Annotated in this window: 8 protein-coding genes and 3 tRNA genes; 6 read left to right on the plus strand and 5 right to left on the minus strand. The window is 57.0% G+C overall.

Annotated features, from left to right (window positions below):
* The first annotated feature begins 20 nt into the window (after positions 1–20).
* Genes ptrA through recD form a run of 3 tightly spaced genes read left to right on the plus strand, consistent with a single transcriptional unit; the run spans position 21 to position 8,289 of the window.
* Positions 21–2,918 carry a pitrilysin gene (gene ptrA, locus K5Y32_RS19855; RefSeq protein ID WP_222185558.1) on the plus strand — a complete coding sequence of 966 codons (2,898 nt, stop codon included), beginning with the start codon at positions 21–23 and terminating at the stop codon, positions 2,916–2,918.
* Entirely contained in the window at positions 2,915–6,454 is a 3,540-nt protein-coding gene (gene recB, locus K5Y32_RS19860) for an exodeoxyribonuclease V subunit beta (RefSeq protein ID WP_222185559.1), read from the plus strand. The genes ptrA and recB overlap by 4 nt, the downstream gene beginning before the upstream one ends.
* Entirely contained in the window at positions 6,451–8,289 is a 1,839-nt protein-coding gene (gene recD, locus K5Y32_RS19865) for an exodeoxyribonuclease V subunit alpha (protein ID WP_222185560.1), read from the plus strand. Before recB ends, recD begins: the two co-directional genes overlap by 4 nt.
* A 200-nt stretch (positions 8,290–8,489) precedes the next feature.
* Here recD and argA read toward each other — a convergent pair whose 3' ends face one another.
* A complete protein-coding gene (gene argA / locus K5Y32_RS19870; RefSeq protein ID WP_007891884.1) occupies positions 8,490–9,818 on the minus strand; it encodes an amino-acid N-acetyltransferase in 1,329 nt (442 codons plus the stop codon).
* Between the two features lie 233 nt (positions 9,819–10,051).
* On the opposite strand from argA, the gene amiC reads away from it, so the two are divergent.
* Complete coding sequence (gene amiC / locus K5Y32_RS19875) at positions 10,052–11,287, plus strand: N-acetylmuramoyl-L-alanine amidase AmiC (protein ID WP_222185561.1); 1,236 nt, start codon at positions 10,052–10,054, stop codon at positions 11,285–11,287.
* A 73-nt stretch (positions 11,288–11,360) separates the two neighbouring features.
* Here amiC and K5Y32_RS19880 read toward each other — a convergent pair.
* From K5Y32_RS19880 to K5Y32_RS19890, 3 genes are all read right to left on the minus strand, one after another.
* A tRNA-Met gene (locus K5Y32_RS19880) sits at positions 11,361–11,437 on the minus strand.
* Positions 11,438–11,488: 51 nt separating this feature from the next.
* Positions 11,489–11,565, minus strand: a tRNA-Met gene (locus K5Y32_RS19885).
* Positions 11,566–11,618: 53 nt separating this feature from the next.
* Positions 11,619–11,695 (minus strand) — tRNA-Met (locus tag K5Y32_RS19890).
* A gap of 204 nt (positions 11,696–11,899) precedes the next feature.
* On the opposite strand from K5Y32_RS19890, the gene mltA reads away from it, so the two are divergent.
* Both mltA and tcdA read left to right on the plus strand, forming a co-directional pair.
* Entirely contained in the window at positions 11,900–13,048 is a 1,149-nt protein-coding gene (gene mltA / locus K5Y32_RS19895; RefSeq protein WP_101762003.1) for a murein transglycosylase A, read from the plus strand.
* Between the two features lie 28 nt (positions 13,049–13,076).
* Positions 13,077–13,883, plus strand: coding sequence for a tRNA cyclic N6-threonylcarbamoyladenosine(37) synthase TcdA (gene tcdA, locus K5Y32_RS19900; protein WP_176973561.1), 807 nt, complete (start codon positions 13,077–13,079; stop codon positions 13,881–13,883).
* Here the strand turns inward: tcdA and csdE are convergent.
* A complete protein-coding gene (csdE, locus tag K5Y32_RS19905) occupies positions 13,871–14,326 on the minus strand; it encodes a cysteine desulfurase sulfur acceptor subunit CsdE (protein WP_110867956.1) in 456 nt (151 codons plus the stop codon). The genes tcdA and csdE overlap by 13 nt on opposite strands.
* Between the last annotated feature and the right edge of the window lies 1 nt (position 14,327).

The following is a 14,327-nucleotide window of genomic DNA, read 5'->3' on the forward strand; positions in this document are numbered from 1 at the left end:
GGGTAACGTAAGGGGTTTAAATGCGGATTTACGCACGCTGGATTGGAGCGCTGCTGCTGAGCACGTTAGCGCTGAATGCCTTTGCCGATACCGATCGCGGCTGGCAAGCCATCAATGACACCATTCGTAAAAGCGATCACGATCCACGCAGTTACCAGGCGATTACGTTAAATAACGGCATGACCGTGCTGCTGGTCTCGGATGCCGAAGCGCCTAAATCACTGGCGGCGCTGACCTTACCGATCGGTTCGCTGGATGATCCTAATCAGCAGCTGGGTCTGGCGCACTATCTCGAACACATGGTGTTAATGGGCTCAAAGCGTTATCCGCAGCCTGATAACCTCGCCGAATTCCTGAAAAAAAATGGCGGCAGCCACAATGCCAGCACCGCGTCGTATCGTACGGCGTTCTATCTGGAAGTGGAAAACAGTGCGTTGCAGCCAGCGGTAGACCGACTGGCCGATGCGATTGCTGAACCGCTGCTCGATCCGGTTAATGCCGATCGTGAACGCCATGCGGTTAACGCAGAACTGACCATGGCTCGCTCACGCGATGGCTTGCGCATGGCGCAGGTGGGCGCTGAAACTCTCAATCCTGCGCATCCCGGCTCGCGCTACTCCGGTGGCAACCTTGATACGTTGAGCGATAAGCCGGACAGCAAGTTGCATCAGGCGCTGACCGATTTTTATCACAGCCACTACTCCGCCAATCTGATGAAGGCGGTGATCTACAGCAACAAGCCGCTGCCAGAGATGGCCGACATTGCGGCAAAAACCTTTGGTCGTGTGGCTAATCATCAAACGACGGTGCCAGAGATTGACGTGCCGGTAGTGACCGACGCGCAGAAGGGCATCATTATCCATTACGTGCCCGCACAGCCGCGCAAGCAGTTGAAAATTGAGTTCCGCATCCCGAACAACAGCGGTCAGTTCCGCAGCAAAACTGATACGCTGATCAGCTACATTCTGGGCAATCGCAGTAAAAACACCCTCAACGACTGGCTGCAAAAACAGGGGCTGGCGGACGGTGTCAGCGCCGGTGCTGACCCGATGACCGAACGCAACAGCGGCGTCTTCGCTATCAGCGTGTCGTTAACCGACAAAGGTCTGGCGCAGCGCGATGAAGTGGTCGCTGCGGTGTTTAACTATCTCGATATGCTGCGCAGTAAAGGCATCAGCAAAGCGTACTTCGATGAAGTCTCCCACGTGCTGGCGCTGGATTTCCGTTACCCATCGATTACCCGTGATATGGATTACATCGAATGGCTGGTGGATACCATGCTGCGGGTGCCGGTTGAACACACGCTGGATGCGCCTTATCTGGCCGATCAGTTCGATCCCGCGGCAATCAAAACGCGTCTCGACGAAATGACGCCGCAGAACGCGCGCATCTGGTACATCAGTCCGCAGGAGCCGCATAACAAAGAAGCCTACTTTGTGAATGCGCCCTATCAGGTGGACAAAATCAGCGACGCCCAAATTAGCGACTGGCAGCAACGTGCCGCGCAGCTCCAGCTGTCGATGCCCACGCTGAATCCCTACATTCCGTCGGATTTCGCCCTTATCCCCTCCGATGGCAAAACCTACGATCATCCAGTCGCACTGACCAATGGCGACAGCATGCGTATTTACTGGATGCCAAGTCAGCAGTTTGCCAGCGAACCGAAAGCCGCTATTACCTTAGCGCTGCGCAATAAATCGGCGATCAGCGACGCGCGCCAGCAGGTGCTGTTTGGGTTGAATGACTATCTCTCCAGCCTGGCGCTGGATGAATTGAATTCGCAGGCTTCGGTTGGCGGCATCAGTTTCTCCACCGGGGAAGATGATGGCATCGTGTTTAGCGCCAGCGGGTTTACCCAACGTCTGCCGGAATTGCTGAAGAAGCTGGTGGAGGGTTACGCCACCTTTACGCCGGACCAGCAGCAGCTGGAGCAGGCCAAATCCTGGTATCTGGATCGACTGGAAGCGGCTGAGAAGGGCAAAGCGTTTGAGCAGGCGATTCAGCCGATGCAGATGTTGTCGCAGCTGCCTTACACCCAACGTGAAACGCGCCGCAATCTGGTGAAAGACATCACGCTGAAACAGGTCACCGATTACCGCGATGCGCTGATTCATCATGCAACCCCGGAGATGATGGTGGTGGGCAATCTCTCTGCAGTGCGCGTGAAACAGCTCGGCGATGAGCTGCAGCAACAGTTGCACAGCGATGGTCACGGCTACTGGCACAGTGATTATGTGGCGGTGGATAAAGCAATGAAGGCCAATCTGCAGAAAGCCGGCAGCAGTACTGATTCGGCGCTGGCCGCGCTGTATGTGCCGTTGGGCTACAGCGAATATCAAAGCATGGCCAACAGCACCATGCTGAGCCAGATCGTTCAACCCTGGTTCTACAACCAGTTGCGCACCGAAGAGCAACTCGGCTATGCGGTGTTTGCTTACCAGATGCCGATCGGACGCCAGTGGGGCATCGGTTTCCTGCTGCAAAGTAACAGCAAGCAGCCGGCCTTTTTACTGCAACGCTTCCAGGCATTTTATCCGCAGGCTGAACAGCGTCTGCGCAGCATGAAAGCAGAGGATTTCGCCCAGTATCAGCAGGCGCTGATCAACGATATGAAGCAGCGTCCGCAAACGCTGGATGAAGAGGCGAACCGCTTTAACCGTGACTTTAAACGTCAGAACTTTGCCTTCGATACGCGTGAAAAAGCGATTGAGCAAATTCAGCAGCTGACGCCAGCCGGCCTGGCCGACTTCTTCCATCAGGCGGTTTTAGCGCAGCAAGGCATGGCGATGATTTCGCAGATCGGTGGCAGCCATGATGGCGCGACCAAAGATGACTACGCCCAGCTGCCGGGCTGGACCACATGGGATGAAGTTCAGAAGCTGCAGCAGTCGTTGCCCGTGAAGAGTGATGCCCAATGAGTCTGCTACCTGAATCGCTCAATCCTCTGACGCTGCCGCTGCGCGGTGAGCGTCTGATTGAGGCCTCAGCCGGCACCGGCAAAACCTTCACCATCGGCCTGCTCTATCTAAGGCTGCTACTCGGATTGGGCGGACAACATGCTTATTCGCGCCCGCTGTCGGTAGAAGAGATTCTGGTCGTGACCTTTACCGAGGCCGCGACCGCTGAACTGCGCGGGCGTATACGCGCCAACATTCACGAGCTGCGGCTGGCCTGCCTGCGCGGCGTCAGCGGCAACCCGATGCTGATGCAGCTGCTGCAGGAGATTCCACAGCCCGCCGATGCGGCTTCGCTGCTGCTGGCCGCTGAACGACAGATGGATGAAGCCGCCATCTTCACCATCCACGGCTTCTGCCAGCGCATGCTGAATCTCAACGCCTTTGAGTCCGGCATGCTGTTTGAACAGCAGCTGATTGAGGATGAACAGCTGTTGCTGCGCCAGGCGACTGCCGATTTCTGGCGTCGTCACTGCTATCCGCTGACGCTGGATGTCGCGCGAGTGATTGTCAGCGAATGGAGCGGCCCGGAGCAGTTGCTTTCCACCTTGCGTCCGTGGTTGCAGGGCGAATCGCCCAGCCTGCGTCTGCCGCCTGCCGACAGTGAAACCCTGGCTTCGCGCCACAGCGAAAACCTGGCGCGTATCGCCGCGATTAAAGCGCAATGGCTGACGGTGGGTGACGAAGTGCTGACGCTGGTGGGGCAATCTGACGTGGATAAGCGCAGCTATAGCAGCAAGAATTTGCCGGTTTGGGTCAATAAAGTCAGCTTTTGGGCGCAGAGCGAAACGCGTGATTATCAGGTGCCCGCCGAACTGGCGCGCTTCGGTCAGCGCATGCTTGAAGAGAAGACCAAAAAGGGCAGTCCGCCGCATCACAGTGTGTTTGACGCCATCGACACTTTCCTTGCTCAGCCGCTGTCGCTGCGCGATCTGGTGATTGCGCGTGCGCTGGTAGAGGTGCGCGCTGCGGTGCGCAAAGAGAAACGTCAGCAGGCACTGTTGGGTTTTGATGACCTGCTGAGCCGCCTCGACGAAGCACTGCAGCAGCCGAGCGGTGAGCAACTGGCTCAGGCGATTCGCCAGCGTTTCCCGGTGGCGTTGATTGATGAGTTCCAGGATACCGATCCGCTGCAATACCGTATTTTCCGCACGCTTTATATCAATCAGCCAGCGCATGCGCTGCTGTTGATTGGCGATCCCAAACAGGCGATTTACGCCTTTCGTGGCGCGGATATTTTTACCTATATCCGCGCGCGCAGTGAAGTCAGTGCGCACTACACGCTGGATACCAACTGGCGCTCGTCGCCTGCGATGGTCAACAGCGTTAACCAACTATTTGCGCGCCTCGACGCGCCCTTCCTGTTCGCTGAGATCCCGTTCCAGCCGGTGCAGTTTGCGCCTCCCAACCAGCAACTGTCGCTCAGTATCGATCAGGTTGAGCAAGCGGCGTTACGCTTCTGGCTGCAGCCGGGCGAAGGCTGCAGCGTTGGGGATTATCAACAACGTATGGCGCAGCAGTGTGCGGCCGATATCAGTCGCTGGTTGCAGGCCGGGCAGCAGCAGCACGCGATGCTGGGCAAAGCGCCCAATTTGCGGCCGGTACAAGCCTCTGACATCACTGTGTTAGTGCGCAGCCGTAACGAAGCTAACCTGATTCGCGAAGCACTCAATCTGCTCGGTATTCCGTCGGTTTACCTGTCGAATCGCGACAGCGTTTACACCACGCCGGAAGCGCGTGAGCTGTTATGGCTGTTGCAAGCGGTGCTGGCGCCGGAGCAGGAGCGTATGCTGCGCACCGCGCTGGCAACCTCGCTGTTTGCTTTTGATGCCTCGCAGCTGGATGCGCTGGATCAGGACGCGCGCGGCTGGGATGAACTGGTGGATACCTTTGCCCGCTGGCAGCTGGTGTGGCAGCAGCGTGGCGTCTTGCCGATGCTGCGCGAGATGATGCTGGAGCGTCAGCTGGCGGAAAATCTGCTGGCATCGGAGAACGGCGAGCGTCGTCTGACGGATTTACTGCATCTCGGTGAACTGCTGCAGGAAGCGGCTGCGCAGCTGGATAGCCCACATGCGCTGGTGCGTCATCTGGCACAGCAGATCGCGCGCCCGGACAGCCAGTCTGCCAGCCAGCAGCTGCGTCTGGAGAGCGATCGTCATTTGGTGCAGATTGTCACCATCCACAAATCTAAAGGGTTGCAATATCCGTTAGTGTGGCTGCCATTCGCCGCCGGTTTTCGCGAGGCGGATACCGCGCTTTATCACGATCGTGAGAGCTTTAACGCGGTCCTGGACCTGCAAGCCGACGAAGAGAGCCTGGCGCTGGCCGAACAGGAGCGTCTGGCGGAGGATTTGCGCCTGCTCTACGTGGCGTTGACCCGTTCGATCTATCACTGCAGCGTCGGCGTGGCACCGCTGTTTCGCGGCACGCGCAAGAAAGAGGGCGAGAGCGATTTGCATAAAAGCGCGCTCGGTTTTCTGTTGCAGCGCGGTGTAGCGGCAACGGCCGAACAGCTCGGCGCGTTGCTGCATAACATGGACGCGGCGGGCACCGAGGTGGTGCTGGCTGAAGATATGCAAGCCGAGCGCTGGCAGGTTGAGGCGGTCGCCGATAGCGAGTTGGGGGCGCGAAGCGTAACGCGTGTGCTGGCCGATCCGTGGCGCGTCACCAGTTATTCCGGTTTGCAGCAGCACAGTTCTCACCGTCTGCTTGAGGTGATGCCGAATTTCGATGTGGAAGCAGCCGGCGAAGAGGATCGGGAAGAGGAAGGGCAAGCGGCGCTCACGCCCCATCACTTCCCGCGCGGTGCTGCGCCGGGAACGTTTTTGCATGAGCTGTTCGAATCGCTGGATTTCCCGCAGCCGCCCTCCGAGGAGAAGCTGGCGCAACATCTGCAGCAAAACGGCTATCCGCTGCACTGGCAGCCGATGCTCAGTACGTGGATCAGGCGTGTATTGAGCACGCCACTTAACGCGCAGGGTATTCATCTGGCGCAGGTGCAGAGCAGCGATCGTTTGGTGGAGATGGCATTCTATCTGCCAATTGACAATGTGCTGACCGCGCGTGAACTGAGCGCGTTGATTACTCAGGATGCGTTATCGGCGCAGGCTCCGCCGCTCGATTTCCGTCAGGTGCAGGGCATGCTGAAAGGCTTTATCGACCTGGTGTTCCGCTGGCAGGGCAAATATTACCTGCTGGATTATAAATCCAACTGGCTCGGTGACAGCCATGAAGCTTATACGCCGCAGGCAATGGCGCAGGCGATGATCGACCACCGCTACGATTTGCAGTACCAGCTCTATACACTGGCGCTGCACCGCTATTTACAACATCGCGTGCCGGATTACGATTATGAGCAGCATTTCGGCGGCGTATTTTATCTCTTCCTGCGTGGCATGGACGGCAGCTCGCCAGACAACGGCGTGTTTCATACCCGTCCCACCTTCGACTTCATTTCACAACTGGATAGCCTGTTTCGCGGGCCGGGAGCGACAGCATGAGCGGTATGACCGCGCTTTTAGCACAGGCGGCTGAGCTGCGTTTGCTGCGCTCGCTGGATGTCCAGTTCGCTCAACTGCTGGCTGATGATGATCAACCGGCGCGTTTGCTGCTGGCGGCCTGCCTGAGCGCGGAAGCGGGAGATGGGCATGTCTGTTTGCCGTTATCACAGCTGAGCCGCGACAACCTGTTTAAAGGGCGTCATGCGGAGCTGGCGCAGGCTATCTGGCAAGCGGCAGGCGAACCGCAGGATTGGCCGGCAATTTTAGCCGGCTGGTCGGCGCTGAGTAGCAGCGAGCAAGCGGCACCCATCGTGCTGAGCGAAGATCGTCTCTATCTGCATCGCCTTTGGCACAACGAAGGGCAGGTGGCACGCTTCTTTCAGTCACAGTCAACAGCACAGCCTTTTGCGCCTGAACAGGTCCGGCAAGTGCTGGATCAGCTGTTTGGCAGCGAGCCGGATAACTGGCAAAAGATTGCGGCTGCGGTGGCACTGACGCAGAAAACCGCGGTGATCTCGGGCGGTCCCGGCACCGGCAAAACCACCACGGTGGCAAAACTGCTGGCGGCGCTGATCCGTCTCAGTGAAGGCGCGTTACGTATTCAATTGGCTGCACCCACCGGCAAAGCGGCGGCGCGTCTCACCGAATCGCTGGGCAAGGCGCTGCAAAAGCTGCCGGTGAGCGAGGCGGAGCGGCAGCGCTTTCCGGCTGATGCCACCACGCTGCACCGCTTGTTAGGCGCGCAGCCGGAAACGCAGCGCCTGCGCTATCACGCCGGGAATCCGCTGCATCTGGATGTGCTGGTGGTGGATGAGGCCTCAATGGTCGATCTCGGCATGATGGCGAATTTGATTGCCGCATTGCCAGCGCAGGCGCGCGTAGTGTTCCTCGGCGATCGCGATCAGCTGGCATCGGTGGAAGCGGGCGCAGTGCTCGGTGATATCTGTCGCTGTGCCGAAGCCGGTTACAGCCCAATGCGCGCTACGCAGCTAAGCGAGCTCACCGGCAGCGAGGTGGCGGGCATCGATGACAGCAGCGCACCCGCGGTACGCGACGCGATTTGCCTGCTGCGTAAAAGCTACCGCTTTGACGCCAACTCCGGCATTGGCCAACTGGCCGCAGCGGTTAACGCCGGTGATGCAAAGGCGGTTGAAGCCGCATTCAAGGCTGGTTTCAGCGATATCACCCGTCAACCTTTGCAGGATGCTGATGCGTATCAGGCGATGCTGACAGAGATTGCCGCCGGTTATCAGCCGTTCCTGACACTCATTCGCCAACGCGCTGATCCTGCTGAGATTATCGCGGCGTTTGGCCGATATCAGCTGCTGTGCGCACTGCGTGAAGGGCCGTTTGGCGTGCAGGGATTGAATCAGCGTATTGAGCAGAAGCTGATGCAGCTGCAGCTGATTCGTCGTCCAACCGGCGGCAGTCGCTGGTATCAGGGACGTCCGGTGATGGTGACGCGTAACGACAGCGCGCTGGGCCTGTTTAACGGCGATATCGGCATTACGCTGTTTGATGAGGAAGGTCTGCTGAAGGTGTTCTTCCCGTTGCCGGATGGCAGCATCAAGGCGGTGCAACCGAGCCGATTGCCAACGCACGATACCGCGTGGGCGATGACGGTGCATAAATCGCAGGGATCGGAGTTTGATCACACGGCGTTGGTGATGCCGGCGCAGTTTCTGCCGGTGTTAACGCGCGAACTGATTTATACCGCAATTACCCGCGCGCGTAAGCAGCTGACGTTGTACAGCGATGACGGCGTGTTCCGCCGTGCCGTGCAGTTGCGTACCCAGCGTCGCAGCGGACTGCTGGAGCGATTGAGCGGGGAGTAAAACCGGTTGGCATCAATGCCGTCATAGGGGATGGTGCGGTGATGTGCAAGGTCGGCATGAATGCGGTCATAGGGGATGGTGCGGTAATCGGCCAGGTCGGCATGAATGCCGACCCTACGGGAATGGTTTCGTGTGGTCGATATGAACGGTTTTTGTAGGGTCGCCATTCATGGCGACCTTGCCAATCACACCAACCGCACTTACCCCAAATCCGCCATCAGCACTTTTGAACGGCGCTGATAGTTATACATCTGCTTTTTGCTCTCTGGCAGAGACTCAATATCCACCGGCGTAAAACCGCGCTCCTGGAACCAGTGAATGCTGCGCGTGGTTAACACAAACAGCTTCTTCAGCCCCATCTGACGCGCCTGCAACGCCACGCGATCCAGCAGCAGTTCGCCACGCGACGAGCTGCGATAATCCGGATGCACCGCCACACAAGCCATCTCACCGATCTGCTCATCCGGGAACGGATAGAGCGCGGCACAAGCGATGGTCAGGTTATCGCGCTGAATAATGGTGAACTTATCAATCTCCATCTCCAGCTGCTCGCGGGAACGACGCACCAGAATCCCTTGCTGCTCCAGCGGGCGAATCAGCTCGAGAATACCGCCGATATCGTTAATGTTGGCGCGACGAATCTGCTCGGCCGACTCCATCACAATCTGGGTACCGATACCGTCACGCGAGAACAGTTCTTGCAGCAACGCGCCATCTTCCTGATAGCTGATCAGGTGGCTGCGACGCACGCCGCTGCGGCAGGCTTTTACCGCGCCACGCAAGAAACGCACGGTGCCAGAGAGGAAATCGCCGTCGCTCTCCATTTCGTCGATGCGCGCCTGGGCTTCGTTCGGGAACAATTCAGAAATAATCGCGCCTTCGCGATTGGTCACGCCCTGCTCGGAGCAGAAACCAATCATCTTCTCGGCCTTCAATTTAATTGCCAGCTGCGTCGCCACTTCTTCCGACGTCAGGTTAAAACTCTCGCCGGTCACAGAAACCGCTACCGGACCGAGCAGCACAATCGCATCGTTATCCAGCTGACGATGGATCGCTTCCTCATCAATACGACGAATACGCCCGCTGTGGCAGTAATCAACGCCATCATCCACTCCCAGCGGCTGCGCAATGATGAAGTTGCCGCTCACTACGTTAATGTGCGCGCCTTGCAGCGGCGTGTTGTTGAGGCTCATCGACAGACGCGCGGTGATATCCAGCTGTAAACGACCGGCGGCCTGCTTTACCAGCTCGAGCGATTGCGCATCGGTAACACGCGTATGTTTGTGGTAAATCGGTTCCAGCTGTTGCTGGGCCATGCTGGCGTCAATCTGCGGACGCGCACCATAAACCACCACTAAGCGAATGCCGAGGCTATGCAGCAGACCGATGTCATTAACGATGCTTGAGAAGTTCTCATGCTCGATGGCTTCGCCACCCAACATGATGACAAACGTCTTGTCACGATGGGTATTTATATAGGGAACGGTGTGGCGAAAACCCTGAACCAGTTCTGTACTGCGTTCCTTCACGGCAAAGCCCTCTATGCATGTTTATTCGTAATTTTCGTATTTTTATGCTCTTTTACTCTTTATTGCAAGCGCCGGGCCTGACGTTACTTTACGATTTTCATGATGCAACACGCGCTAACAGACTGCATTATCTGGTTTTTCCGGCAAGACAAGACAATTCTCATCGAGTAAAGTTTTCACTTTCTTGCCATCGAGTGATGATTTTTTAGACATAACACAGCAGTTGGAGCGGCATGTCCGAAGCTTTTACACGACGACGATTATTACAGGGCGCTGGCGCATTATTAATGCTAAGCGTGACGCGTACCGGGCTGGCTGCCAGCCAGCATATTGTGGCGGTGCGCATCTGGCCCTCATCGACTTACTCCCGCGTAACCCTGGAATCAAATGTTCCCCTCAAGTACAAACAGTTCACGCTGAGTAATCCCGATCGTCTGGTTATTGACATCGAAAATATGCACATCAACCCGGTCCTGAAAGGAGTCGATAAGCTGGTGCGCGTGGACGATCCCTATATCAAAACCGCACGCGTCGGTCAGTTTGACGCTAACACGGTGCGACTGGTGCTGGAACTCAAGCGCAGCATTGCGCCCAAGACATTTACTCTTGCGCCAGTGGCAGGTATCAAGCATCGCTTAGTGGTCGATCTCTATCCTAATCAGCAATCACGGGAAGAGGATCCGCTACTGGCATTACTGCAGAATTACAATCAGGGCGATTTAGAACGCGATCAGCCGGTGCAGGCGGCGCTGCCGGGCAAAGCGGGGCGCGATCGACCGATTATCATCATGATCGATCCTGGCCATGGCGGTGAAGATCCCGGCGCGCATGGCAAATACAAAACGCGTGAGAAAGATATCGTGTTGAAGATCGGTCGCTATCTGAAGGCGTTGATCGACAAAGAGCGCAACATGAAAGCTTATATGACGCGCAATGAGGATGTGTTTATCCCGCTGCGTGTCCGCGTGGCGAAGGCGCGAAAGCAGCGTGCGGATCTGTTTATTTCGATCCATGCTGATGCCTTCACCAGTCGGGCCGCGCGCGGTTCGTCGGTGTTTGCCCTTTCGACCAGCGGCGCTACCTCAGCGGCGGCGCGCTTCCTCGCACAAACGCAGAATGAAGCCGATTTGATTGGCGGCGTCAGCATGAGCGGCGATCGTTATCTCGACCACACCATGTTCGACATGGTGCAGCGGCAAACCATCAGCGACAGCCTGAAGTTTGGTAAAGAAGTGCTGTCACGCATGGGACATATCAATCACCTGCACAAGCGCACCGTCGATCAGGCGGGATTTGCGGTGCTGAAAGCGCCGGATATTCCCTCGATTTTGGTGGAAACCGCGTTTATCAGTAATGTCGAAGAGGAGCGCAAGCTGCGCACGGCGCGCTATCAGCATCAGGTGGCTGAGGCGATTCTGCATGGGATTAAGGCGTATTTTGATAAGGGTGCGGCACTAGCGCACCGCTGAGGAGGGCGGCAGCAATGCCGCTTTTTTCCGGACGCCAGAAACAAAAAAACACCCGTTAAGGTGTTTAAATGATTGGTTGCGGGGGCCGGATTTGAACCGACGACCTTCGGGTTATGAGCCCGACGAGCTACCAGGCTGCTCCACCCCGCGTCCGTCTGTCGCATTAAGCGACTTTTCACATTGTATTCTTCTTAAGACAATTGGTTGCGGGGGCCGGATTTGAACCGACGACCTTCGGGTTATGAGCCCGACGAGCTACCAGGCTGCTCCACCCCGCGTCCGACTGACGCGTTACACGACACTTCACATTGTCTCTTCATTTAAGAAGAATTGGTTGCGGGGGCCGGATTTGAACCGACGACCTTCGGGTTATGAGCCCGACGAGCTACCAGGCTGCTCCACCCCGCGTCCGTGGATGCGCACTATACTCTGGACGCGCGGCGATGCAACCCCTTTTTGAGACAAAACGCCAAATTTACAGTCAGTTGATGAATTAACTCGCCATTGGGTGGATTATTGTACAGATGTGAGCGTGACCGCTTATGGCAGATTTCATTCTCTCTGCCCCTTTGCTATCGTCGCCGGGCAAACAATCGATAAAAAGAGAAGGTTATGAAAGGACATTGGGCGAAGTATGCACTTACTGGCGCATTTATCGCGCTGCTAGCGGGCTGTAGTTCTAAACCGACCGACCGCGGTCAACAGTATATCGATGGCAAGCTGGAGCAACCGCTTGGGCTGGTCAACCAACCGAATGCTAAAGGGCGTCCGGTGAACGGCAAAGACTTTAGCGATCAGGTGGTGCAGATTCAAACCGCCTCATCCGGCCTGTTCGGGCGCAACAACGGTACTTACAGCGCAGTGCAAAACTGGCTGCTGTCCGGCGCGGATACGCGCCAGCTCAACCAGTTTGGTTTGAATGCTTATCAGATGGAAGGCACTGACAATTACGGCAACGTGCAGTTCACCGGTTACTACACGCCGGTTGTGGAAGCGCGTTATACCCGTCAGGGCGAGTTCCAGTATCCGATTTATCGTATGCCACCGCGTCCGCGTGGACAGAAACTGCCGAGCCGCGCTTCTATCTATAATGGTGGGCTCGACGATCGCTACATCATTGCCTACAGCAACTCGCTGATCGATAACTTCATGATGGATGTGCAGGGCAGCGGCTACGTTGATTTTGGTGATGGTCGTCCGCTGCGCTTCTTTGGTTATGGCGGCAAAAATGGCTGGGCTTACCACAGCATCGGTAAAGAGCTGATCGATCGCGGTGAAGTGAAGCGCGAAGATATGTCGATGCAGGCGATTCGTCAGTGGGCGCAAGAGCATTCGCCACAGGAAGTGCGTTCGGTGCTGGAAACCAACCAATCCTTTGTCTTCTTTAAACCGGAAGAGTATGTGCCGGTGCGCGGTGCCAGCGCGGTGCCGCTGATTGCCAAGGCTTCCGTTGCCTCCGATCGTTCACTGATTCCGGCCGGAACCGTGCTGTTAGCCGAAGTGCCGCAACTGAACGAGAAGGGCAAGTTTAATGGCAAATATGAAATGCGTCTGATGGTGGCGTTAGACGTGGGTGGCGCGATTAAAGGCCAGCACTTCGATATCTATCAGGGCGTTGGCCCGGATGCGGCGCATCTGGCCGGCTTCTACAACCATTATGGCCGCGTCTGGGTGCTGAAAGCCGCGCCGGGCACCGGTCAGCCGCTGTTTAGCAACCCACAAAATGGCAACAACGGTTCGCTGCTGTTAGGTTCTAATTAATGTCCCGTTTTCCCGGAAAGGTTTGGTTATGACAGTAGTAAGCGACGCTTGGCGACAACGTTTTGGCGGCACGGCGCGTCTCTATGGCCAGGACGCGCTGCAGCGTTTTGCCGACGCGCACTTTTGCGTGATCGGTATTGGCGGCGTGGGTTCGTGGGCGGCGGAAGCCTTAGCGCGCACCGGCATCGGTAAAATCACCCTGATTGATATGGACGATGTCTGCATCACCAATACCAACCGCCAGATTCACGCGCTGCAGGGCAAAGTGGGCCAGGCGAAAACCGAAGTGATGGCGGAACGTATGCGCGCCATCAATCCGGAATGCGAAGTGATCTGCATCGATGATTTCATCACGCCGGAAAATACCGCTGAACTGTTATCGGCGGGTTTTGACTACGTGATTGATGCGATTGACAGCGTGCGCCCCAAAGCCGCGTTGATCGCCTGGTGTCGTCGCAACAAGATCCCGCTAATAACCACCGGCGGCGCGGGCGGCCAGATCGATCCCACGCAGATCCAGGTGAGCGATCTGGCAAAAACCATTCAGGATCCGCTGGCGGCCAAGCTGCGTGAGAGATTGAAAGGGGATTTTAACGTGGTGAAGAACAGTAAAGGCAAGCTCGGCATCGACTGCGTATTCTCGACGGAAGCGCTGATGTATCCGCAGCCGGACGGCAGCGTGTGCACTTCACGCTCCACCGCAGAAGGCCCGAAACGCATGGATTGTGCCGCCGGATTTGGCGCGGCGACCATGGTTACCGCCACGTTCGGGTTTGTGGCGGTGTCTCATGCATTGAAGAAGTTTCTGGCGAAGGCGGCGCGTCAAACGGCCTGAGCGTGCTGACGTGCAGCGCGTTGCACCGCATCCGCCAGCGCCTGTAAACCGCTGCTGCGCGACGCACTGAGCTGTGCGCGCAGACCTAACGTATCAAACAACGCCAGCGGATCTTGCTGCAGCAAGTCGGCTGGCGTTTTGCCTTCCACCGCCGTCAATAACACCGCCAGCAATCCGCGCACGATGCGTCCTTCGCTGTCACCATAAAAGTGCAGCGTGCCGTTGTTCAGCAACTGGCTGCTAAGCCACACGCGATTTTCACAGCCCGTGAGTTCAATATCTGGCGTCTTTAACTCTTCCGCTAACGCAGGCAGCTGGCGGCTGAGCTGGATCAGCTGACGATAGCGATCTTCCCACTGATGAAAATGGGTGAATTTTTCCGTCAGGCTGGCGGCGGTAATCAGATCGCCGAACGGATGCGGGGCGAGCAGGGTTGATGTCATG

Source organism: Pantoea sp. DY-15 (assembly GCF_019795935.1).
Classification (GTDB): Bacteria; Pseudomonadota; Gammaproteobacteria; order Enterobacterales; family Enterobacteriaceae; genus Pantoea; species Pantoea leporis.

Coding starts and splice junctions, on each gene's coding strand:
- amiC (WP_222185561.1), top strand. CDS start 10,052: ATGTCCGAAGCTTTTACACGACGACGATTATTACAGGGCGCTGGCGCA.
- tcdA (WP_176973561.1), top strand. CDS start 13,077: ATGACAGTAGTAAGCGACGCTTGGCGACAACGTTTTGGCGGCACGGCG.
- ptrA (WP_222185558.1), top strand. CDS start 21: ATGCGGATTTACGCACGCTGGATTGGAGCGCTGCTGCTGAGCACGTTA.
- recD (WP_222185560.1), top strand. CDS start 6,451: ATGAGCGGTATGACCGCGCTTTTAGCACAGGCGGCTGAGCTGCGTTTG.
- csdE (WP_110867956.1), bottom strand. CDS start 14,326: ATGACATCAACCCTGCTCGCCCCGCATCCGTTCGGCGATCTGATTACC.
- recB (WP_222185559.1), top strand. CDS start 2,915: ATGAGTCTGCTACCTGAATCGCTCAATCCTCTGACGCTGCCGCTGCGC.
- mltA (WP_101762003.1), top strand. CDS start 11,900: ATGAAAGGACATTGGGCGAAGTATGCACTTACTGGCGCATTTATCGCG.